The 23,472-nt window shown below is 52.9% G+C and carries 18 protein-coding genes; all 18 read right to left on the bottom strand.

Annotation, left to right across the window (positions count from 1 at the left end):
• Complete coding sequence (locus tag HUV30_RS07840; RefSeq protein WP_174404888.1) at positions 1–1,269, bottom strand: glycoside hydrolase domain-containing protein; 1,269 nt, start codon at positions 1,267–1,269, stop codon at positions 1–3.
• Between the two features lie 517 nt (positions 1,270–1,786).
• A complete protein-coding gene (locus tag HUV30_RS07835) occupies positions 1,787–2,935 on the bottom strand; it encodes a glycosyltransferase family 4 protein (protein ID WP_174404887.1) in 1,149 nt (382 codons plus the stop codon).
• On the bottom strand, positions 2,932–4,461 hold the full coding sequence (locus HUV30_RS07830) for a glycoside hydrolase family protein (protein WP_174404886.1): 1,530 nt from the start codon (positions 4,459–4,461) through the stop codon (positions 2,932–2,934). Before HUV30_RS07830 ends, HUV30_RS07835 begins: the two co-directional genes overlap by 4 nt.
• 317 nt (positions 4,462–4,778) lie before the next feature.
• A complete protein-coding gene (locus tag HUV30_RS07825) occupies positions 4,779–6,236 on the bottom strand; it encodes a glycosyltransferase family 4 protein (RefSeq protein ID WP_174404885.1) in 1,458 nt (485 codons plus the stop codon).
• Positions 6,236–7,507: a glycosyltransferase gene (locus HUV30_RS07820; RefSeq protein WP_174404884.1), complete on the bottom strand. Its 1,272-nt coding sequence runs from the start codon at positions 7,505–7,507 to the stop codon at positions 6,236–6,238. Before HUV30_RS07820 ends, HUV30_RS07825 begins: the two co-directional genes overlap by 1 nt.
• 9 nt (positions 7,508–7,516) lie before the next feature.
• A complete protein-coding gene (locus tag HUV30_RS07815; protein WP_174404883.1) occupies positions 7,517–9,163 on the bottom strand; it encodes an oligosaccharide flippase family protein in 1,647 nt (548 codons plus the stop codon).
• Positions 9,111–10,211 carry a GNAT family N-acetyltransferase gene (locus HUV30_RS07810; protein WP_174404882.1) on the bottom strand — a complete coding sequence of 367 codons (1,101 nt, stop codon included), beginning with the start codon at positions 10,209–10,211 and terminating at the stop codon, positions 9,111–9,113. The genes HUV30_RS07815 and HUV30_RS07810 overlap by 53 nt, the downstream gene beginning before the upstream one ends.
• Positions 10,201–11,550 carry a TIGR03087 family PEP-CTERM/XrtA system glycosyltransferase gene (locus HUV30_RS07805; protein ID WP_174404881.1) on the bottom strand — a complete coding sequence of 450 codons (1,350 nt, stop codon included), beginning with the start codon at positions 11,548–11,550 and terminating at the stop codon, positions 10,201–10,203. Before HUV30_RS07805 ends, HUV30_RS07810 begins: the two co-directional genes overlap by 11 nt.
• 1 nt (position 11,551) lies before the next feature.
• Entirely contained in the window at positions 11,552–12,508 is a 957-nt protein-coding gene (locus tag HUV30_RS07800) for a glycosyltransferase (RefSeq protein WP_174404880.1), read from the bottom strand.
• 215 nt (positions 12,509–12,723) lie between these two features.
• Complete coding sequence (locus HUV30_RS07795) at positions 12,724–13,812, bottom strand: acyltransferase family protein (protein WP_174404879.1); 1,089 nt, start codon at positions 13,810–13,812, stop codon at positions 12,724–12,726.
• Positions 13,813–13,879: 67 nt separating this feature from the next.
• The gene (gene prsR / locus HUV30_RS07790; RefSeq protein WP_174404878.1) at positions 13,880–15,253 is read right to left on the bottom strand and encodes a PEP-CTERM-box response regulator transcription factor; all 1,374 of its coding nucleotides are present in this window, start codon (positions 15,251–15,253) and stop codon (positions 13,880–13,882) included.
• 40 nt (positions 15,254–15,293) lie between these two features.
• Positions 15,294–17,336 (bottom strand): XrtA/PEP-CTERM system histidine kinase PrsK, encoded by a 2,043-nt coding sequence (gene prsK, locus HUV30_RS07785; protein ID WP_174404877.1) that lies wholly within the window; start codon positions 17,334–17,336, stop codon positions 15,294–15,296.
• Positions 17,337–17,350: 14 nt separating this feature from the next.
• The gene (locus HUV30_RS07780; RefSeq protein ID WP_174404876.1) at positions 17,351–17,980 is read right to left on the bottom strand and encodes an exosortase C-terminal domain/associated protein EpsI; all 630 of its coding nucleotides are present in this window, start codon (positions 17,978–17,980) and stop codon (positions 17,351–17,353) included.
• Positions 17,970–18,809 carry an exosortase A gene (gene xrtA, locus HUV30_RS07775; RefSeq protein WP_243452112.1) on the bottom strand — a complete coding sequence of 280 codons (840 nt, stop codon included), beginning with the start codon at positions 18,807–18,809 and terminating at the stop codon, positions 17,970–17,972. Before xrtA ends, HUV30_RS07780 begins: the two co-directional genes overlap by 11 nt.
• Positions 18,810–18,826: 17 nt before the next feature.
• Complete coding sequence (locus HUV30_RS07770; RefSeq protein ID WP_174404874.1) at positions 18,827–19,852, bottom strand: XrtA system polysaccharide deacetylase; 1,026 nt, start codon at positions 19,850–19,852, stop codon at positions 18,827–18,829.
• 41 nt (positions 19,853–19,893) lie between these two features.
• Positions 19,894–21,147: a TIGR03016 family PEP-CTERM system-associated outer membrane protein gene (locus HUV30_RS07765; protein ID WP_174404873.1), complete on the bottom strand. Its 1,254-nt coding sequence runs from the start codon at positions 21,145–21,147 to the stop codon at positions 19,894–19,896.
• Between the two features lie 117 nt (positions 21,148–21,264).
• A complete protein-coding gene (locus HUV30_RS07760; protein WP_174404872.1) occupies positions 21,265–22,497 on the bottom strand; it encodes an XrtA/PEP-CTERM system-associated ATPase in 1,233 nt (410 codons plus the stop codon).
• Between the two features lie 13 nt (positions 22,498–22,510).
• Complete coding sequence (locus tag HUV30_RS07755) at positions 22,511–23,467, bottom strand: XrtA-associated tyrosine autokinase (protein WP_174404871.1); 957 nt, start codon at positions 23,465–23,467, stop codon at positions 22,511–22,513.
• Positions 23,468–23,472 lie beyond the last annotated feature (5 nt).

Raw genomic sequence — 23,472 nt, 5'->3', positions numbered from 1 at the left:
TTATTGCTCCCCATGTTCCGTAAGTATCGTCTGCAATCCCTGCATATACATTCGATTCTCACGCTCATCTTCAGACGAAAGTGAAGCCAACCGCTCCCGCACAGCCTTGCATCGTTCAGGATGTCGTCTGCATACCAACGATGCCGTATCAATCATCTGCACGGCCTGCCTGACAGAGAACAGCCGTAAGGAGGGCAATGGACCATCTACGCCCAGATACGTTCCGGGCCAAAAAAGTGTGCGGGCCCCACCCGCGTTGGCAAAATACAGAGGCCGTGCCTCCGGCGGCAATTCGGGCTCGTTGGCAGGCTTCCACAGGTCAGTTATCCATTGGGCATAGCCGTCCAGATCCATGCTCCAATATCGGCACAACGCTGCAACCAGCGCCGCATGTGAAACGGCTTTGCCGTCCCTGACAAATCCGGCCAGCTCACCATAGCCAAACAGCCAGCCCTCCTGATTTGCAGCATCCGAACCTCGCTGCCCTTGAAGATCACGAAATATGGCAAGGGCTTCCCCATCCAGATAGGCCGGATTTACTGAAATATACCAATCGTCCACATAACTGCCCATACGCTCCAGCCCATTGCGAACACGCCGCCAATCGGAGATATCCACCCTGTACGCAGGGAATCCATCAACTTTGAAGCTGGTATACAGGGCATGTCCCTCCATATCCTGCTGAGTTCGCGGTTCATCCATAAACCATGGGCCGTTGGAACCATGTTCAGGATTCTCATTATGGAACTCCTGAAACCGTGTATGTGGTCTTTCCTTTTCAGTTACCCACCCTTTCTCTGCAAAGAACGCCCTCATGGCCTGTCGCAATCCGGCATTTCTCCTGAGTTCTGCCAACCTCGGATCACCATCCCGAGCCCCGTGCACGGGCCAACCATACCGGAAGGGCAATAGAAAATGCGAAAGCGGGTGTCCATCCGCAAAGGCTGTGCCATCAAAGAGTGGTCCGTTGGCCTTCAGAAAATCCTGCCAATCCATGGCAATACCGCCAGTATAGCCTTTCACGACAGGCTCAAGAAACGGCAGCACCGCTGAACCGTCCTGCCTGTACGGAACCAAAGTGAACGTGCTTCTGAAATGCCTGAACAGCCTATGAATCGCGTGATAGTTTGCCACTGTTGGTGCCAGCAGACGCGTCCAATCACCGTAAGAGTTCATCTCTACAATAAAGTCCGGCGTCTCGGGCAAGTCATAGGGAAGCACATCAACCTGCACAGGTATCTGCGCAACGGTCATGCCTTCCGAAAGCATGCTCAATCTTCCGGCATAGGTTCCGGCCTTGCCCCGCGGCAGTTCGCATTCGATATAGACGGAGCAGGAAGCAACGGACGGGAGCGCTTCGGTCAGGGGCCTGCCACCCAAAGCATTGGCATCCGGCAGATCAAACCGGGGAAAGCGTCCTGCCTCAGTGGTCTGCAAAGCGGGTTGCATAGGCCCCTTTATGAGAACAGGCACACCAACTTCCGGCACATTCCAGATGGACCAGCTCCGCCATGCCTTCAGATTATCAAGGCCGACTACATCAAACACGAAGGAAATGTCTTTAAGTGGTGGAACATCGGTGCGGACAAGCAGCTGCACCACAACATGCTCACCACCCCCGCCGCGCAAAGCAATGAAGGAGCCTGTGTCATCCTGCCCATACCCCGCCATTCCGGAAGATGGCGTCATATCCTGAATAACGCGTACCGTTACTGCCCCCTGCGCCGCTTCCATCCATCCAAGACACAGAGCGAGCAGGAAGCACACCCCCGCGTAACGCTTTATATCAACGGGAAACCTGCGCATACACATCCTCAAGGTGTGAGGTTACCGTCTCCCATGCAAAAAGAGCTTCGGCCCGCTTCCGTCCAGCCTCGCCCATACGTCTGCGTAAAGCTACGTCTGCTGCAAGCGCGCTGACCCGTTCCGCCAAGGCTTGGTCATCATCGTATTCAATAAGATAGCCTGTTTCACCGTCGCAGATGATCTCCGGCGTGCCACCGCTTCGGCAACCAATGCAAGGAACTCCCGAAGCCATGGCCTCCAGATAGACAGTACCGAAAGGCTCGCCATACGAAGGCAGGACAACAACGCCTGCATCCCTATACGTTTGCGGCATACATTCTCTGGGGACGGCACCAGCCAGAAGCACACAGTTTTCAAGCCCACAGTCTGCAATAATCTGTCGGGCCCGTGCTTCTTCCGGACCTCCTCCACATATAGTCCAATGCACGGGAGTCCCAGCGGCGTTCAGCCGTTCTGCTGCCCGGAGCACCGTGAATAGCCCTTTCTGACTCTGCAAAGCTCCGGCAAAAACCACTTGCAACCTCTTATTCTCCGATACGGAAGAGGCCTCTCCCGTTATCTCGGGAGACAGTAGCGCAGGGGTAAACATCGCTGTATCTACGGCATTGGGGATGCGGTGGATACAATTCTGCACCAAGGCCCAGTGACGGGCCATGTCTTCTTCCTGAGCATTAAGCACAATAGCAGCGGCTGCCCTGCGCATGATACGCGGCCATAGGATTTTCTTATACAACAGCCCGTACCACAGCCTCCCACGAAGAGTTGCGTATGCATCCGTAGTGTGGAGAAACATCCATGTGCCATGCATCGTCACCACATGTGGCACCATATTCTTTCTGCACCAACCGGACACCACAGGAACATGCTCCCATATGCCGTGCGTGTTCACCACGTCTGCAACGCCTTCTCCGGAAAGCTGTGCCAGTGCCGCTGCAAGGCCTTCTCTGCTGCGTCCTCCCACACGGATGAGCCGGAAACCGTCCATCTGCTGTTCTTCATCAGCGTCGCCCCATGTGAGCACGGTCACCCTGTGTCCCCTGCGCGCCAGAGCAGCAGAAAGGCTGTGCACATAAGATGTTACGCCTGTTACCTTCGGGTAGAAATATTTACAGACCTGCACTATGTTCATGCTGTACCTTCCAGCTCCTGCAACCGAACGCGGGCCAGTAATTCCAAAGCCCCTGCATAGGCACAAACCATGGGACGATTTCGGTAGTAGATGATGCCCCCTTCTTCCGACCTGTCCATCGGTAGTGTTGCCAGCGATGGCGGTACAATGCTCCCCGCGCTGCACTGTTCGAGATAGCCAAGCGCCTTGCTGATACCAGGTACAACGCTGCAATCACCGGATACCGCCGCATATTCGGCCAAGGCCAGTGCCAAAGCCGCAGTTCCCTTCACGCATTCGCCAAGCCCTTCCTGCTTCTGGCTGTAAAGCCATGAACCGTTCGCACGCTGCACTCGCATGATGTAACCGGCCAGCCCTGCAGTTCTTTCACGGATTTGCATTGCCTGCGCAGAATACTGCCCCTGCAGCAGACGGCACGTCCCGGCAAGCCCAAACAAGGCCCAAGCCTGCCCACGCATGAATATCTTTTCCACCACCCTGTCAGGGTGGACATTCCACTCCGGAAACAGGGGAACACCCGCAGGGGCTGCTCCGGCAGGATCGTGCCATGCACGGCGGACATGCCCGTCTGCCTGCTGCGCCTTATCCGTCATGTACAGCGCCATACGGGTTGCAATGGCTGCATATTCATTCCGTTGCGTCTCGCTACATCGGGAAAGGCCGCGCCCTGCAATGAACGAATCGTTGATCTGCCCCAGATACTGCCATGTGCCGGAGGTAGTAAAATAATACCCGGAGAGTCCCCCCTGCTTCGTCAGGCCCTTCTTTGCGAGACAGGCATATCCCGCCGTAGCTGAAGCGGCATACCGCTCTTGGTCTACCTCGCCGACCGCACGGGCAAGCTCATCCAGACCGGCGGCAATAAAGGCTGCATTAAAGGGTGCCACCCATTCGGTCACCAGCCCCTCACGCTCGGAGTAACGAAAATCGACCCACTCGGGAAATCCTCCGGCACACTCTCCTTCCGCCAACTGACACGCAAGCATACGATCGCCCGCAGCAACAGCCGCATCGAGAATAGTTGCATCTCCGGTAACGCGGGCTGCCACAGCGAGCGCTTCCAGCACTATACCGCTATCCCAACGCCAACCCCACAATCTGAATCCACAATCCTGCGGGTCATAAAAAGACCACACTTCTCCGGCACGGGGATGGCAGGGCGTTGGCGAATCCAAAGCACTCTCACCCGTAACGACAAAATGCGCGAGCGCCTGACCAAGGGCATGCACTCTGTCCCGCGATCCACTTGATTGTTCTCCGGCGCAAAAATTCTCGGCATGATTCTCGAGAGATTTCAGGACATCCTGAAGCCTTGCCACAATCCGCCCCTGCGCATTCAAGATCAGCGAGTTGTCTTGCGCGAGATACGGATGCCGTGCCTCAACTGCTTTCCTCAAAGCAGCCATATCGGAAAACACAGGCAGCAACATGGGGCAAGTATCCTGAACCCGCAGCTTGAGCACGTTCTCCCATCCGGCAACTACCGCAGAGGACAGGCGAAATACCTGCATATTGTACAATTTCAATGCACCATCTTCGGAAAAAGAGACTGGCTGGACATTTCTCGAAGAACCCGCAAGCGCCCGCAGGGTATTTACAAGAGAGCTTTTTGCTTTGGCCGGGACACCGACAGGCATTCCGTTGCAATACAGATAATGTTGCCCCTTGGCACAACAAAGCAAGATGCCGGAACATGCTTCAGGTTGTACCCGAAGCATAGGAAAGGCCAATTCCGCACTTTCTGTCAGCACCTTCCGCAGCCTGTCGCGGCGTCCTCCCGCCAGCCGGATGGAACTGCCCTCTGCGGGAACTAGAACAAGTTCCGAGGCATTGAGTGGCAGCATTATACCCCCCTCCCGCAAAGTGCCTCGACCTGTTCAAGAATGAGCGTTGCGTTACCCTTCCACGAACCGAAGGCCAGTGCGCGTTCACGGGCACCGTTGCCCAACTCGGCTCTTCGTTCCGGAGCGTCACACAGCTCGGCAATGGCTCGCACCCATTCCTCCTGCTCCTGAGACGTCATAAGCAAGCCAGATGTGCCATGCACAACCACATCAGCCATCTGCCCCATGTTTCCGGCAACCACAGGCAGACCGCTTGCCATATATTCATAGAGCTTCATTGGTGAAAAATAGAAATTCTCCAGTTTGGGATAAGAAGCCACTGCAATATCAAGATCTGCCAGCAAAGCCGGAACGGCTTCATGAACCACTCCTCCCGTGAAGTGTATCCTGCCTGCAAAACCTGCTTCAGCAGCACGGTGTTTCAGTTCTGCCTCCAGAGGGCCGCCACCTATAAGCACAGCATGCACATCCGGCCGGAACGACAACACTCCCGACATAATGGAAACAAACTCTTCCGCCCCTCTTTCATGCGACAAGGCCCCAAGCCAACCAACCAGAGTCTCTTTGCCAAGTCCCAAAAGCTGCCGTAATGCCCCGCTCCTTCGATCTGGGCTGAAAAGTTCAGTATCCACGCCGTTCGGGGTAACGAAGACTCCTCCGTTCTGCTGCGACACATGCCCCCGCAGTGGAGTAATGCGGGCCTTGAGCACTTCAGAGACACAAAAGACCCTGTCCGCCTGCGACCACAAACGACGCTCATCCCTGCGGGCAAGCGCACTGAAACTAGCGGATAGTCCGCGCCTGCACCGCTCGTCATGCAACGGCGAATTCACTTCAAGAAACAAAGGAATCCCTGCTGATTGAGCTGCACTCAAGCCACCGGTCTGACATAAGGCATAGCGCTCATAGATAATATCCGGTCGCCAATGACTACACAGCCCGCCAACAGTCTCCTCGAAACGCCTGCGGTGCCAGAGAAGTTCCTCAGCAAGGTGCACTATGGCAGGAAGTCTACGGTAGTAGAGATCACTTAAAAAAGAGTTTCCCTTGCTTTGGGCTACAACCTCCCCTCCTGAAAATTTCAGCGCTGAAGTTTTGCCGATAGCTCGATGGCCAGGATCGTTTGCAGATCCAATGACAAAATCTGCGGCAGTTTCGGCTGTAATACTGCTCGCGGGAAGCCCCTGAAGAGGGGTAATGCCCGATGCACATACATTAGGAGTTGACCTTCCCCGCACCCGCTCTACAGCACCACGAATCCTTGGCCATGCCGTGCCATGTGGCACAGTGACAACCGGCACCGGTAATGAGGCAGTCCCCCCCCCATTAGTCACCACAGCCCGCACCTCATGCCCAAGATCGACAAAGGCCTTGGCAAGGGAGCGAAAATGTACGGACGACCCCGCATTGCCCCCTACAGGAATTCCCCAGTCGGCGCATAGCATAAGAATCCGCATCAGCAGTCCTCCTGCATTCCGACTATCAGACGCAACAGATCGTCTATCTGCCTGCTTCGCAGGTACTGCTTTCTGATCTTGTCCTGCCCCGCCCTACCCATTCTCCTGCCAAGTTCCCTGTCATCGGTCAGTCTGGAAAAATATGCTGCCACCGTGGCCGCATCCTCGGGGTCTGCGAGAAAGCCACACTGCCCGTCCACCAACTCGGGAATACCGCTGATGCGACTGCTGACTACTGGTTTGCCGCAGGCCATGGCCTCCATGAGCACCACGGGGATGCCGTCCATATCACCGTTGGCAGCCTCTCTGCAGCACAGGGCAAAGACGTCACAGGCGCGCACACGCTCCAGCACACGCTCTGAAGGCAAGGCTCCGGCGAAACGGACACAATCCTGTAAACCAGCTTCGTCCGCCTGGCGCTCCAACTCCGACTGCAAAGGCCCGTTCCCCACAATCTCTGCCTCAAAGGCAATCCCCTGCTCCCGCAACCGTCGCAAGGCTTCCAGCAGGCTGTCGAAACCCTTTTTCTCTACCATGCGTCCAACGCTGAGTATCTTCAGAGGGAGATTGTCCGACTTCATCGCATGGACAACGCCATCGGTGACGGCGGATTCCGAGCTATCTCCAGATACAATGTCCGGCATATCAATCCCGCAGCGCACTACGTGAACACGGTCCTGCGGTAGAGAAAAACGTTCTATCAATAGCTTCCGATTATATTCACTGATGGTGGTGACAAACGCCGCAGCCTGCAACCTGCGGCATGCCGCTTCAGGATCGATAAAGATATCAGCAGCATGCACTGTCACACTAAAAGGAATACCTGTCAGCAACTTCAAGGCATATAAATAATCCACATGCTCCCAAGCAAAATGAGTGTGCATATGCTGTATGCCTGCCCGCTGGACTTCCATGGCAATCACGGCCAGCTTGCATTTATCGGATTTGGACAAGCCGGACTCACATCCCTGCCAATAGCGCCATTGCCGGAACGGTTGTCTGAAGAATTTTCCTGTATGGTAGCCGAGCATCTTCGGAATTCCTGATTTATCAAGATCTCGAAACCAGGTGACGGGACCATCCGACTCAACATCCCATCCACCTGCATTCTCAGGCGCCGGGCGATACAGGGAGCATACATATGGCATCACTCCCGTACGCTCACCAATTCCCCGGATTTCTCCCGTAACAAAAGTTTCCGATAAAATTGGAAATGTACGGAGCAGATACCCCACCCGCAAGGAGGAAGCCTGAACAGTGAGATCCGTCAAAACGCTCTCCTACAGTTTATAGACATCCGGAACAGGCACGGCGCAGCGAATAACAAAGCGCTGCAGAACCGGAAAACGGGCAAAAACCTTACCCGCAAGACGATCCACATACGCAATATCCTGAGTATCAAGCACACCAAATCTGATGGTACTCCACAGATAGGTCAGAGCCACAACCGGCAGCAGCAGAAAAACCAGCCAGTCGGATATCTGCATGGCTCCCCATAGGATGCAACCCAGACCCCCAGCCATAATCAGGGAAATGAAAGCCGGACGAAGCGGAAACAGCAACCGCATCTGGCGTGAAAGAAAGAAGGAACCGAGCATAAGCCCCAGCGCTTTTACTACCACCGTAGCATACACGGCCCCCATAAAACCGTATTCCGGAATCAGCATGAAGTTCAACACCACGTTCAAACCGCCGCCGAAGCATTCAATGGCAAACTGTTCGCGGGTTCTTCCGAGCGCCCCCACGAGGCAGGTAAACAGGGATACGCCAAAACCGTTAATGACCATAAGTGCGGCGAGCCATGCCAGAGCCGGGGCGGCAACAGCGTATTGTTCACCCGCGACAACCCTGATTGCCAGTGGAGATACCGCCGTCATCCATAATGCAAGAGGAGCCATGATCCAGCAAAGATGTTTGGACATGAAGGCAAAAAGTGCTTCAAGTTCCTGCCTGCCGCGCCCCACCCTGAATTCTGAAGCCGCAGGAAACATTACGCTCCGCAACAGAGTCGGGACAAAAGACAGCAGTCCCGCAGCATTACGAGCAACTTCATAGTTACTAAGTTCCGCCACGGAACTACCTATGGCGGCCAGCATTAGTTGATCGGTGTAAATATAAACATACCGGAACAACTGCCCCAATACCAAAGGAAGCCCGAACAGCAATAGCGGACGGACCTCTGCAAGGCTTTGTCTGAAAGTCGGATTTTTCAGCGTGGAACGGACATAACGCAAATAAAACCAGAAAACGACAATGGCAGTAACAATAAACCCTATCTGCTGAGCTGCCACGATGCCTATAAGATGCAGACCAAGCAAGGCAGCCCCGATGGCGAGAGCGGTTGAAGCAGTGATACTGATGATTCGGACAACGAGCAGAGCCCGCCACGCCTGCGCTCCCTGCAAGGCATTCCCAAAGGGTCCCTCAATTATCTGGACGGCAATTCCTACCATCAGCAAAATCAGAATCAATTCAAGCGTATCCACAGGCACTGCAGCAAGTGCAGGCAAACTCTGCGCCTGCGCCACCAGCTCAGGTCTAAACAGCACCACTCCTGCTATCAGAATAAAAAGTGTGCAGAAGCGGATAATTCCCGCAGCCCCGAGCGTTGCTCCCATCTTTTCTGTCTTATTCGCCGCTTTGGCGGCGGAAAGATGATGGATGATGGCGTCCCCCGTCCCCAGCTGAGCGAACGTCCCCACCACATCCCGTGCCATGCCGAAAAGTCCCAGCAAACCGTACCATTCCGGCCCTAGGAAACGCGTCATGACCATCATACGGGGAATTTTCATCAAAGCCTCATAGATGGAGGCAACCGTACCCGTCCAGACACCGTCCCATATTTTATGCAGCAAGCTCACTATGCTATCCGACCTACAAGGAAATATAGCGGCGCAGTGCAGTGCCCGCCAAAGTTGAAACTGCAACAGGCAGTCGCTGCCAACACATCTCCGCTAATTCCCGCGAGCGGGAAATCCTATTGGAGGTGGAGATTATCTCCACGCTTCCATCCGGCTGATATCGTTCCCAGTGCAACTCTACAGGGCGCGCTCCCCATTGAGCTTTGAAATGATATGTCCCTTCGCCGGGCGTTGAACGTCCGAAATCAAACATTCCACACCCTTTCTGCGCAGCGTATTCCAGCATCGTCCAATACAGAAGCATATTGGGACTTTGCGAATTCCACTTCCGCAAGGACGAGGCCCACGGAACTGTCGCCGTCTTACCATTCAGCAACAATAAAGACGCTGCCACAGGCTGTCCCGATGCTTCATGCACCACAAACACTCTCGCATCCGCCCCAAAACAGCAGAGTACCTGGTCAAACCACCCTCTTGCATGGGGAGGAGAGCCGAGATCTCGCATATTGTGGACATATACCCGATAAAAAGCATCCAGCAGTTCCTTACCACCTGATTGGCAGACCATGCCACTTTTTACAGGGCGGTTCACCTGACTACGTAACTTTGAACGAAAAGACTGCCAAAGCGCCTCTGCCGATTCCGGAAGAGGAAGGCGCATGAGCACTTTCCCCCCCCCTTGATATGTCTGCCTTGCTTTATCTGAATGGCCTTCCCAATCTCCCTTGTGCCTCTCCTTCCCACCAGACACGGAGTGAACAGGACGACGCAGGTCCAGCCTCTCTCCTGCGCAACGGGCGGACGCAAGCGCATACTCTCTAAGCAGGGCGACATCCTCCGGGGAATCGCCCAAGGCATCTCCAAAGTCGCAAAAAGGCAATGAAGTCAACACCGCTTTGCGGGTGGGTACAACATGACGCACCAAAGGAAGCACCCCGATGAGTCCCCCATCTCTCCAGTATCCCAACGCAAGCGAAGAAAAACCATAGGCCCTGCGCACCGCCTCCAGCCAAGCTGTCCGGTGATACGGCCCGGCATCGGGATGCATAGTGACGTAGTCATCCCACATCACCAGCTCTTCCGGCAGCAATTCTCTTACACCATCACGCATCATTATTTCCTATCTCACCCGCCGGTAACGAATGTACCGGGGACACTACGGGAGAATCTGCTGACTGCTGCTGCAACAATATATCCAATTGTTTCAGGCAGGCTGCCCAACGATACTTGTCTTCAACGAGCCTGCGCCCATGCTCTGCAATGGCCTCCGCATGACCGGGATTCCGAAGCAGGGTCAGCGCCGCATCGGCAAAGGCACCGGCATCTGCTCTTGCCACTACAAAATCTCTAGTCGCCTTTCCGGCAATACCTGTCACGGCCTCCGGAGTAGCAACCACGGCTCGCCCCATGGCCATGGCTTCAAGCACCTTATTCTGCAATCCGCGCGCAATACGTAAAGGGACAACACACAAGGCCGCCTCGCGGGCATAAGGACGCACATCCGGCACCTTGCCGGTGACGGTGACCCCTTCTACATCACCAAGCTGCCGAACTCTGGAAGACGGTTTGCTGCCCACAATCACAAATTCAGCATCCGGTATTTCCTTGCGAATACGCGGAAACACGGATTGGACAAACCATTCCACCGCATCAATGTTCGGCAGGTAGTCCATGGCTCCACAAAAGAACATCCTTCGGTTCCGGACAGGGGGCATCGCCGCAAAAGTCTCCAGATCCACCCCATTTGACAAACCCGAAACATGCCCCTTGACTGACACCCGCTCACGAAACAGCGTTGCTTCTTCGTCTGAAACAAGTAGAACATGATGAAAGCGCTCTGCAATTTTCTGCTCATACCGGCGCAGCAACCATGCTTCCAGACCGTAGACGTTGCTCATGGGAAAAGTCGATGATGCAGCATAATCACGCCATTTCTCTGAATCTACATCCATGAAATCCATCAAAAGAAGAGGCATACGATCTTCACTTCTATCTGCAAAACTTTCCGCTTGCGACAAGCGAGCATTACGGAACACATACTCGGCCATAGGTGCGCAGACGCACAGCACGGCATGCAGTTGCAGAGCCTTGCAGCGTTCATCCACCCATTTTTGCAACGAGGTATTGCGGAAATATTCCACGCTCATGGCGCGCCCACGAAACACACCTGTAACACCGATTATTTTCTTCAATAACGGTGAAACAGACACCAGCTTCACGGAAGCGCAAAGCCTCTGCAACACCTTGGCATGTTCCAAGTCGCCAGGCTCATCCACCAGAGCGCCAAGGTGCACCCTCCAGCCAGAATGAAGCAGGTGCATGAGAAAGTTGTAGGAGCGGATCTTGTCTCCCTTATCAGGAGGATAAGGGATGCGATGGCACAACATAAGAATGTCGCCGCGTTGCCCCTGATCTGCATCTGATCCAGCGGTCGTGATTTCGGGAAACGTCATATCAGACTACCTTCCGGTATATTTCCACATACTGACGGGCAATGGAGTCCCACGAGTTGCGTTCCGCCTCATTCCGCAGCACATCCATACGCCAACAGGTTGCCAATGCTCCGCGAATCCCTTCCGCGAGCTTGAGCGGGGCGTTATCCGTCAACAGCACACCAAGTTCCGGGCTATGCAGAATTTCCCGTATCCCGCCGACATCAGGCGCAACCACAGGGGTGTTGCAGGCCAGAGCTTCATAAATGATGGTGGGCCAGCCTTCACTATGGCTTGAAATAACCAGCAAAGATGCCTTGCGATACCACGCGGCAAGATCATCCCGGGAAAGCGCCCCTAAAAAGAGTACCCTTTCCTTTACTCCCAGCAGCCCGGCCTGCTGCTGCAGGCTGCTTCGCAGACTCCCATCTCCGGCAAAAACCAGCGCGCAATCGTCATCCAGCATGGCAAAAGCCTGCAAGAGCCTGTCATAGGCTTTTACGGATTCGAGCCGGCCTACAGCCAGCAGCACCTTTCTGGAGCCTATCTGTTCCGATTCGACTCGCTGTGTATCCCTTTCTTCCGGCACCGGCTGGAAACACCCAAGGTCCACCCCGTTGGGCACATGTGAAACCTTTGCCCGGTCAATACCCATGGCGCAGACTCTCTCGCACAGGGCCTTGGAGACACCGACAACAGCATCAGCACGTTCAAGTGTCCTGACAATTCGCTTACGCCGTGCGGGACAGGTCCCCAACAAGTTGATATCCGAGCCGTGTACCGTCACGACAAGCGGCAGGCCTGTTTCAGCCGCAAGTTTGGCTGCCGCCTCCGCTTCCGGAAAGGCATAATGGGCATGTACAATGCACGGTTTGGCCGCGAGCGAGCGCCTGAAGCTGCTACGGGTAAATAACGCCATCAACAGCCCTGCCCACTGCGCTCCAATTCTGGGAACAGTCCAGAACGTGGGGCGAGACACATCCTCCTCACCCTCTGCCGAAAAAGAAAATGGAGCCGGAGAAGCAAAGAGTCTGCGCCATCCGTTCTCCGGCACAATGGCCGGAACAGGACAAATGCGGCAAAGGGCCTTGCGCAGTTCATACACGAACAAGCCATGCACCGGGTTCCATGTCCCCGGATAAAGAGAGGCGTAAAACAATACCGCCCCTTGAAAATGTCCCTGTTCCTGCATCATTATCTCAACCTACCAACAACTGGGACATGCGCGGGGAAAATGGAAGAAACCACTTTTTTCAGAGTGCCAGCCATTTCCTGCAATAAAATGGAACCCAAAATAATCCCACCCCATGTCCCCAGGAGTGTCAGTGGTCCGCTTTGCGGCGAGAACCAGACACCATATCGGATAAGAGGCACCTGCAATAGATAGATGGGCAATGAATAGATCCCGAGCACAAGCAGAAAACGTGACACACCGACATACAGAAGAAACAGAACGCACATGGACCATGCAGTGGGGATGATTAACAATTCCAGAATTGCATACCCCCAAGGAGTCTGCCAATGGCCCACGCCTGCAAATGCAAGGTAGCCTGCCCCGCAAAGCAGCATGACGGTCAGTGCCGCAAGGCCTTTCCCCTTCTGCAACCAGCTTGTAATAAACGTCATCCTATCCGCCAGCATCACCCCGAGCATGAATGAAAGAGGAAAACGCAACCACATGGCGGCCATATAATTATCTTGGGCGGCCCACTGCAATCCACCCCAAAGAGCCCCTCCGATACATAGGAAGAGAATATTCCGGATAGTTCTGGATGCTATAGTGGAATGAACAACAATAAAGAGCAGATACCAGCACCAGATAGCAACGAGATACCATTCTCGCATTCCGAGCAGAGTAACAACGGAGGTTTCAAGGGCCAGTTCCCGCCCCATTAGCGGCCCCAGTATGGCTCTTGCTTCCATACAAAGAAAAACAAGCGGGGCCAGAACCCAGAACCGTCGCCCTATAAACCTTGAAAAGGTACTTGGGCGGGCTCCCTGAGACAGGCTCAACCCCACCCCCGAAATAAAGAAAAACAAGGAAACGCCGGTGAAAAATTCACCACCACCGAAGAGATACCAATATGACTCGGGATGATAGAGATATGAATGATGGTACAGCACGAGGAAGGTAGCAATCCCCTTGAAGCTATTCGAAAAGTTCCTATCCGGAACCAACTCTCCACCAAGCAGTCGCGCACTCTTGCGCCGTGTTGAAAGCAGCAGGAACAACAAAGTTCCCCATACTATCGGGAGCGCCAGACTCGCCTTGGTTATATCCATCCCCCCTCCTCAACGTCAGATAAAACCATACGACCTGGGGGTACCCAGACCGGTATCCCCAAACGTACTACACCGAGATATCGTGCTTTTTGAGCAGGTCATAGAAGGTGGGTCTGCTGACGCCGATTGACTTGGCGGCCTGCACGATGTTGCCGGAAAACCGTTTCAACGCAGCATCCACCATTTCTTTTTCCACTGCATTGCGGGCTTCTTTCAGAGTAACATTGGCCGGTTGGCCGCTGCTTTGCGGAGCCCTTTCATCCAGATTGAGATCCTCGGCAGAGATGCGCTGTCCGCCTGCCATGATCACGGCACGGCGCACCTTATTTTCGAGCTCACGAACGTTGCCAGGCCAGCTATAATGCAGCATTGCCTTACGGGCTGACGCCGTAAATCCGTTTACGGCAACATTATTTTCACGCGACATCTGTTCAAGAAACATATCCGCCAGCAAGAGCACATCATCTTCGCGTTCACGCAGAGGGGGCAGATGAATACTCACAACTCCTATACGGTAATACAAATCCTCGCGGAATCTGCCGGCATTCATCGCCTCTTCAAGATCAACATTGGTAGCGGCGATAATACGGGTATTCACTAAAATATCAGCCCTGCCGCCCACCCGCTGAAACACCATTTCCTGAAGAAAACGCAGCAGTTTTACCTGCATATTGAAAGGAAGATCTCCTATTTCATCAAGAAACAGAGTACCTTTATCTGCATATTCCACCTTACCCTGCACCCTACTGATCGCCCCCGTGAAAGCTCCCTTTTCATGACCAAAGAACTCGGCTTCAAGCAGGTTTTCAGGAATGGCACCACAGTTGATGGTGACCATTGACGCGGCCTTTCGCAATCCTCTGGCATGAATAGCACGGGCAACAAGCTCCTTGCCTGTGCCGGATTCTCCTGTCACCAACACGGGAACATCCGTCGCAGCAACTTTACGGATGGAGTAGTAAACTTCCTTCATGGCGGAGCACGTACCGATAAAGCCCTCCATGAAATCCTCAGTCCTGCCTTCGGCAGCTACCGGAAGGACTTTTGCATTTTCACTTCGCAGGCTGTGCAGATAAAACCCACGATTAATGAGCACCTTGATCTCGGAAAGATCCACCGGCTTACGACAAAAGTCGTACGCACCTGAATTTATAGCCTTAAGTGCATTCTTCTTATCATGATGTCCTGTTATTACAATCACTTGCGTCTCAGGACATTCCTTGAGCATCTCACTTAGCAGACGGAATCCTTCACTGGTCCCTTCCGGATCAGGAGGCAACCCGAGGTCCAGCGTCACGACACCTGGGGCATGTTTCCGGAATAACGCCATGGCCTCTTCGCCGTCTCCTGCCAGATGCAAGTCATAGCCTTCCTTGGAAAGCCCCCATCGCAACTGGCTGCGAACGTCCTCGTTATCATCAACTATCAGTAGAGAATGCATATTCATCCCCCTTCACTTTCATCGGTTTCAACGCGAAGCTCTAGTTCTGGCCCGGGACAGAACCAAAAGAGAGGGTAAATGTAGCCCCCACTCCAGCCCTGTTCTCCACGAGTACCTTGCCGTTATGTGCATCCATGATCTTACGACAATGATACAGCCCTATTCCCATCCCCCGTTTTTTGGAGGTGCGGAAGGGAGTGAACAGCCCTTCACGCAGAATAGTTTCATCAATGCCACCGCCTTTGTCCGAAACTCTGATGAACGGCGATACTCCGTCCCTCCCCACTTCCACCTCAATATGCGGTTCACCTCCAGCCTCTATGGCATTCGTGAACAGGTTGAGGATCACTTTTTCAAGCTGCTCCTTATCGCCCTGCACCTCTTCGGGCCCCCCCCTGACGACAACTGTCGCCTGAGGTACCATTGCGGCGACACTCTCAGCCAGCTTCGTCAACTCGACCGACTCCTTGGACAGTGTTGTTTTATCAGGAACTTCAGTCAGTTGGCGAATAAGCTTCATCATATTATTCACGATATTACGAAGCGTCCGGAGCAAATCCTCCTGAAACTCCTTATTATCCATGAATTCTTGCGCGTTACCGAGCATAAGGGACAAGGGATAAACCTGATTTTTGAGATCATGGAGAATAAGCGCTGCAACGCGGCCCATAGCTTCCATTTCTCTGGCCACCGCAAGCTCCTCTCCGTGACGAAAACTACGCACAGTAAGGCCTACCTGCTGCGCTTCCACAGCCAGCAACTGAAAATCTTCAGGCCCGTGCTCTTCATTACTATCTATTCCACGCCCGAAGAGAAGAAGGCCTTCCGGCTCAGTTCCCGCATGCACAGGAAGAACCATGGAAATTTCCGCTAAAACGAAGCGTTCATACGTTTCCGGGGTAATCCTCCCCTCGATGGATTCAAGAGGTAATGCCTCGCCGCCCATGGCAAAAAGGGCTTTACAGTCTTCCCGGGGAATATCTGCGAACAGAGGCAGTTCATGAAACACGCCTGTACGCAAGGTACATGGGTCTGCCCGGTCGGCAGGAAGGAAACCACCACCAGCAAATCCGAACGTCTCGCACATATGCACCAGAACAATATGCAAAAGATCAGATGTTCTTTTCGCCTCTGACATATTTTTTGTCAGTTCCATCCATTGCTTCCTGTAGTCATATTTCTCCTTGAAAAACAAAGAGTGCATCTGCAATCGCAATTTCCTGCGAATTCTGTCAGAAAACAACATGATGACACTGCCAAGTGCCACACAGAAAAACAAAGATATCAATGCATACTTTGAAAAACTTGAGCCAAAGTAACGGTATCCTTCAAGCACTATACCAAGTCCGAGTAGGTAGACACCTGCAAGAATGCTCATAGCTGACCGGGCCATCTTTCTTCCCGAAAGCATGACACCAGAGCCGTTTCTGACAGCCTCACTATAATAAAACAGCATACTACCTATGATTACCCCGAAGGACTTGAGCACAAGGTAATCCATATTGATCATACGAGTTATAAGTGCCTGACTGTAAAACAGCACATGCACCGCAATGATTGTTCCAGCCCCAAGCAGCGCATATTTCACCTTCCAACGCACACCATGTTCTGCAGACATCAGTGATACTTCAATATTTCCTACAGCTATAAAAAAGAACAAAAGAATCTGCAGATAAAAGAAAAATGAAAGCGGCTCAAGAAACAAAGCCTGATCGAATCTGAAATCTGGTGAATAGAAAAAGGCATCAGGCTTGTTCAGCACTGCCACAATGCAGGGAATGAAAGAGCCATAGAAAAAGACCCCACTTCTACCCTTTAAAGAAGCAAAGGAGAATTCCCGAATGTAACTGTAGCTGAACAACAGCCATGCCGGGCAGAGAAGGGCATGCAGAATGATGACCGGATGCAATAAGCGTCCAGCCAAATCCGGCATGGATATCATCGCCTGCTCCATGCCAATGAGCACACCACTGACAAGAAATGCAGGCACGGACCAGATGGCGCTGCCCCCTCTGCGCAACCTTGCACCGCCCAACGCAACCAACAACATTGCCGCTGTTCCTGCAATAATGCTCCCGAACATAGCTTTCCCGCCCGTTAAACCGGAATAAAATGTCTCAACGTGGGGTAAAATACCCTAATAAAACTCTGTACAATTTCATTATCCCTCTGCACATCCCCGCTCGTCGGAACGGATACCCTCACCAGCAGTGCATCTCGACGATTGCGCAGAAGAACTCCCATGATTTCAGCGAACTTTAACGCATATTCATCAACATATGTTTTTCCAAGCACATCAAACCAATAATAAAAAGCAACGGTGTCGCCATCCTTGCCATAGACAGCCCGCACCGCCTTGATCTGCTCACCATTATCCAAAGAAAGGGACACAATATCCGTACGCTCCGCCAGCCAACCACTTCCCGGCAGGCAGTGCTTGGGAGAATGGATAGGGCCGGTCTCCTTGCCTCCTCCGTGGTATCCCACGTAGAGGTCGAGACTGGATCCGGCAGGCGAGGCATAGCGACGCAGCATGTAGTCCGAGAGTTGCAAAAGGCTCAGTTCACGATCCGTCATGCTGAAACTTGTTTGCATCATCCAATCGCCAATTTTGATTGGAAAGGTGTTGAACGGAACATAGGAAGGCGTGGTCACTGCGGAACGCATGCTGCCGACCACGCCGAACAGAGCCAGAAGCAAGGCAAGAACAATGCATCTATTTCGCATGAATACGCCTCCCCACAACATTCAGAAGGGTACCGAAGAGAATAAGTCCGGCCAACGCCACAAGAAAAACGGCTATTCCGGCAAATTCATGGAAAAAGCCCTCTGCCGCAGCCGCACCATAGTATCTGGACAACACCCCGGTTCCGTACACACGCAGCACATTGCTCGCCACGGCAATAGGAACAGTCCCCAGCACTAACAACACCCTTTGCCAAGGGTGCTTCAAGGCAATAAAGGCATAGGCCACGCCCATGGCCACAAGACTGACGAGAGACCGCATACCACTGCACGCTTCAACCACTTCAAGCGTAATGTTGGGAAAAATGATCACATTGCCCTCACGCATCACAGGTAACCCGGTCAGTTTTAGCAGATAAACCGACACACGGGTGACGAACAGTTTGAGGGGAAATGCCATAGAGTTATAAACAGTGTAAGGCAAAGGCACCATGAAGATTAAATACCCCACAGGCAAAGCCATTAGTCTCAACATGCGAAAACCGAGCAGAAGCCAGATAGTCCCGGTAAGAATAACGATAAGTGAAGATCGCATGAGAAAATACTCCTGCACCACGGTACCTGCCAGATACATGGTTCCGCCAAGCAGGAGGGGAAGCAGCCCCCAATACGATGGTGCCGAAGGGCAGGCTGCCAACTCATTGCGCGAACGCCAAAGGAAAAAAGCCGCTATTCCGGGAATCATGAATCCGTGCGAGTAATTCTCGTCGTTGATCCAGTCATCAACCATACCGCCGACTATGCCAAAATACATAAAGACCATAGCCAGCAACGGAAGCAGCACCCAAGAATACTCATGCCGTGCAGCCACACTTATTCCTCTCATCGCTACTTCTCCCCCTGTTGCAACGTTGCATCTGATGTGCCATGGAGTGTTGCTTCCAATCCGGAAGGTGGATCATCGACAACTATATCCCTATCTGTCTGTTGCAGGACATCACACATGCTCGAGAAACGGTTACGAACCAATAGATAGCGCAGACGGCCCTCCATCTTGTCCAGATTGAGATAGTGCCGGAACCGTGACTTGCCCCGTACCCCCACCCGCGGCTGCTTCGGATCAATCTCCCAAGGATGAAAATACAACACAGCAGGCGTGCCTTCACGCAAGTTGACGTGACGAATGCCACGCTGCACCATCTGCGGATGCAAAAGCCGCAGATAGCCGCCACCAGCAATGGGAAAGTTCCATCGACATCCCGCAATGGAAAACCGATAAGTGGTGGGCGGAAACTCAAGCAGCGTCCCGCCTTCGCGACGGATGACATACGGCAGCCGAGGAGCATCAGGAATACCGTATAAATCGTGATAGATAGGGAAAATGCTGGAATCGTAACGGTAGCCCTGTTCAATCAGCTCATCGAGTACCCACAGGGTTGAGGAACAGATTGACCAACTTGGAGCGCGATACCCTTCGACAGGCGTTCCGGTCATATCTTCCAGCATAACGCGGGATCGATACAACTCTTCGCGCACTTCGTTACGATTAAGATGATGGAGTCTGCGGTGTGAGCAGCCATGGCTGGCTATCTCGTGGCCGGCATCCGCAATATGACGGACAAGGAAGGGATACTTTTCGGCCACCCAGCCGAGCACAAAAAATGTTCCTCGAACTCGATATTCAGCAAAAAGTTCAAGAACCCGCATGGTGTTACCCACCACGCGGTGCGGCATGGAGTCCCAGTCTGATGGAGAAATGACGCCCTCGAATGCGCTGACATGAAAGTAGTCTTCCACATCAACGGTGAGCGCGTTAACAAGACCTGCAGAACCGGCCTGCGCAGCAAAGGCTATGTGCTGCGATGCTAAGTGAGAACGGTCCCGTCCCGTTCTTGAGAAGTTCTCCTGTTCCATGCCCCCCATCCTCCTGCGAAACCGCGCAGGAGACAGAAGGTTTAGAACTTGACCTCCACTCCCACCTCAACGCGGTTCACGCTGTAGTTGCTATCCTCACTCGTGCCTGAGTAAGAATCCTTGAACTTGTATTTCAGAAAAGAACTTACATCCTCGGTAAACAGATATGAGAGCCCTGTGCTGGCGTACATGCGCTGAATGTAGTCACCATTCTTATCCTGAAAAACCATACGGGCATCCGCATCAAGGGTCAGCCTGTCCGTCAGTTCATGACTAGCACCGATGCTGGGAGAGAAGGAGGTGCTTTCCTCGCCGGAAGAATCCTTGCTCTCTCTGGACCGTGCCCCTCCCCCTTGATCAGACTCCGAGTATCTCAACCCACCGCGTAGTTTAGTACGATCAAGATCCCAGTCCGCTTTGGCGGAGTAACTGATGGTTCTCAGATCCCCTTCCGTATCCGGGTCCGAAGTAAAGGCAGTTTCAGACGCCAGCGTTAGGGTCAGTCTGGAAAAACGTTTACTTGCTTCAACCTGCCAGAAAGGGTCCACGGCATCGCCGCCGCTATTAAACTCTGTATAGTCTGCTCCCACGCGGGCGCTCACATCAAAAGTCTCGGAAAAAGCGTAACGGGCACCAACATAGGTGTTGTGACGCATCAACCCGGTCTTGTTTTCCTCTTCCTGCGTTGTCAGGCTATAGCCGGAAAGCAGTCCAAGACGCTCCGTCAAGTTGTAATCAAAGGAGGTATACCCCTTGTGCTCCATCTTATCAGAGCCTTCGTCACCCGAAAGATACCGGGTATCCAAAAACTTGTAGCCGAGAGTCAGTAAGCCCTGATCGGAGACGTCAAATACAGCATAGGGAGAAATACCAAAGGTGTTTCTGTCAACACGGCTGTTCCCTGTTTCGTCTTCCACAACCTCGCCGCGGGTACTGTCCAGATATACCGACTCGTAATCCTCGGTAACCTCGATGAACAATCTGTCCTGCACGAGCGTGGCAAGCGATTCCATGCCGAGGTTATGAATCAGGTCGGTATTCTTACCGGATGCAAACACCTGATAATCGCCGTCATAAGAAAGTGATGTCTGCAAACGAGGCCCGTCGTACTCCAATTCCATGGACGGATTAATATGAGAAATAAAATCCGTCTTGCCATCTGGAGTTTCATCCACGTTATCTGTGTATTCCTCAGAAACACCAATGCCCGGCTTAACAGACAACTCTCCGGCAAAAGCCTGAGAAACCAGCAGGCACAACGTGCAAAAAAGTATGAGTAATCTCGGTAACAACATATCAGTATCCAAAGAGTTCGACGTGTAACATTTCTTTACAATACAATCCTTCCCAAATTACACGGGACATTAAACCATTGTAAAGTTCAGGTCAAACGCAAGATACTGACAGAGTCGTCACGCCCCCCACATTTTTCTGAACCAACCGCGCTGTTCTACTTTCTCTTTCTCAGGCAGCACTGGCACTTTTTCACTCATTCGGGCTTCCAGCCGCGGAAGTGCCAGGCTGAGACGGCCGAGCTGCATAGCGGATTCTTCGCAGTACTGCTCGAGCTTCTGCAAACGTTCGCTCATTTCCAGAATATCTCCTTCATCCACATGAGGAGTATTGGTCTCGAGCGCATCCAGCCGCTGCTGCATGTCACGCAGCATTTTCATCATTCTATGAACCACTTCGCGAGAGCGCCCGTTCGCGGTTTTGTCACCGCCGTTACTATTCCAATTCTCGGACAAAGTACGTTCAGGATTACTCACACCGCCGCCCTGCCCTGCGCCATCTGCGGAAACAACAGCCCGATCTTCTTCCGGACCCGGAAAATACAGCTGCCGGAAATCAATTTCATCCACCACACTGCGGACATTCTCCAACCCTATACTCATGCGCTCGTCAGAGAAGGCATCCAGCAACAGATAGTCACAAAGAATATTGATAAGCCGCGGAATCCCCTGAGAAGTTGCATGCACTTCTTGCAGAGCCCCCTCGCCCCACTGCACCGCAGAACGGTTGCCCGCGCGTTCAAGTCTATAGAGAACGTACTCAGCCACCTCGTCCTCGGTCAGTGGCGCAAGATGAGTCTGCACCAAAATGCGCTGTCTCAACTGCCGCAACGAAGGAGAACTAAGCGTTTGCTTCAACTCCGGCTGGCCCACTAGTATAATCTGGAGCAATTTAGCGTTATCCGTCTCCAGATTGGAGAGCATACGCACTTCTTCAAGCAATTCGGAAGTAAGATTCTGCGCTTCGTCAATGATCAGCACCGCCTTGTTGCCCGCTGCAAACTGATCAATCAAAAACTCGTTTAATTCACGCAGCATTGTCACTTTATCTCTTCCGTCCACCTCAAGACCGAAATCGTCATTTATCATGGCAATAAGCTGTCTGGAATCCACCCGCGTATTAAACACTTTGGAAAGAACAGTTTTACGCAGGTCCCGCTTAAGCAGATTACGGATTATCGTCGTCTTGCCCGACCCGACCTCACCGGTCAGCAAAATAAAACCGGAACGCTCCCGCAGTCCGTACTCCAGATACGCCAACGCTTTTCTGTGCACCTTGCTGGGATACAGAAAGCCGGGATTAGGTAGCAGCTCAAAAGGCTTTTCGCGCAGTCCGAAGTATTGAGAATACACGCTCTAACCCCTTCTACATCTGGTGACCGTAACTATAAGCATAGTAGGAGCCATGCGAGCTGGTCTTGGCAGCACCGTTGTAGACGATACCCAATATTTTTGAACCATTGAGCGCCTGAAGCGTTTCCTGCACATCGTTCACGGATACCGCCCTTTCACGAACCACAAGAAGGGTCCCATCCACAAAACGGCTCAATGTCCGTGCCTCGGCAAAGGGAAGAACCGGTGCAGTGTCGATAATGACATAGCGGTCAGGATATCTATGCCTGATTTCAGCAATAAAATCACGCATGAGTGAAGAACTCAAGACTTCCACCGGATTATCCACGGGCCTTCCAGCAGGAAGAAAGCTCAGGCGCCCAATACCCGTGGGTACCAGCGCATCCTTCATTTCCACGCCGTCCAACAGACACTCTGCAAGACCGGGAGTGACACCGCAATTGAAATAGGTATGACAGGTGGGACGCCGGATATCGGCGTCTATCAGCAACACTGTATGGTCAAACTCCATGGCAAGACTGACAGCAAGGTTCACCGAGGTAATACTCTTTCCTTCACCCACGGTGGAACTCGTAACCAGTATTGTGTTTTTATACCCTTTTGTACTGGTCAGCTTAACCAGCTGCTCCTTGAGCTTGCGGTATTCTTCACTAGCAGGAGAGTACAACCCCTGTGCAGCAACAATCTTGGAAGAATCCGTGATCGGAGTTTGGCGCACCAACGTAGAGGTGCCGAACATATTCGGGGGGGGCGCAACATGCTTTGCCCCCTTGCCGGGCTGAATGTCTGATACTGCAGCAGGAGACACCACCGGTGCATTGTTCTGTACCACCTCGTTTTGCCTGCTCCGCTCCGAAGCAACACCTGCTGCCCGTTCCAAAATGGAAGGCTTGGAGCCTTCTTCCATTGCAGACTTTCCAGAAGCTTGCAGACTCTGCGCCCTTTCAAGGGCTCGCTCAATCCTACTCATGATAG

It is taken from the genome of Desulfovibrio subterraneus (assembly GCF_013340285.1).
Lineage (GTDB): Bacteria > Desulfobacterota > Desulfovibrionia > Desulfovibrionales > Desulfovibrionaceae > Halodesulfovibrio > Halodesulfovibrio subterraneus.
This window is presented reverse-complemented; position numbering and strand designations above follow the sequence as displayed.